1 pseudogene is annotated in these 411 nt (G+C 75.2%); it reads right to left on the bottom strand.

The features are described from left to right. Positions 1-411, bottom strand: a pseudogene (locus FJV41_RS51115) (hypothetical protein); the annotation flags it as partial.

The raw sequence follows: 411 nt of genomic DNA, 5'->3' as shown, positions 1-411 counted from the left end.
GTGCTGGAGAGTTCCTCCATCGATGCGGCCGTTTCCTCCAGCGCGCTCGCCTGCTGCTCGGTACGACTGGAGAGGTCGGCGTTGCCCTGCGCGATCTCGGAGCTGGCGGTGGCCACGCCGTCCGCGCCGCTGCGCACGGTGGCGACCACCGCCGCGAGCGCGCTCTGCATCGCGGCCATGGCCGCCATCACGCTGGCCTGGTCGCCGGGACGCGCGCGCAGCTCCGTGCTCAGGTCGCCCGCGGCCACCCGCTGCGCGGCGGCGGCCAGGTCCGCCGGCTCGGCCCCCAGGGCACGGGACAGGTCGCGGACGATGATCCAGCCCACCAGCAGGCCGATGGCGAGCATGGCGGCGCCCAGCGACGCCAGCATCACGGTGGAACGGGCGGCCAGCCGCGAAGCGTCCAAGGCC

It is taken from the genome of Myxococcus llanfairpwllgwyngyllgogerychwyrndrobwllllantysiliogogogochensis, assembly GCF_006636215.1.
Lineage (GTDB): Bacteria > Myxococcota > Myxococcia > Myxococcales > Myxococcaceae > Myxococcus > Myxococcus llanfairpwllgwyngyllgogerychwyrndrobwllllantysiliogogogochensis.
This window is presented reverse-complemented; position numbering and strand designations above follow the sequence as displayed.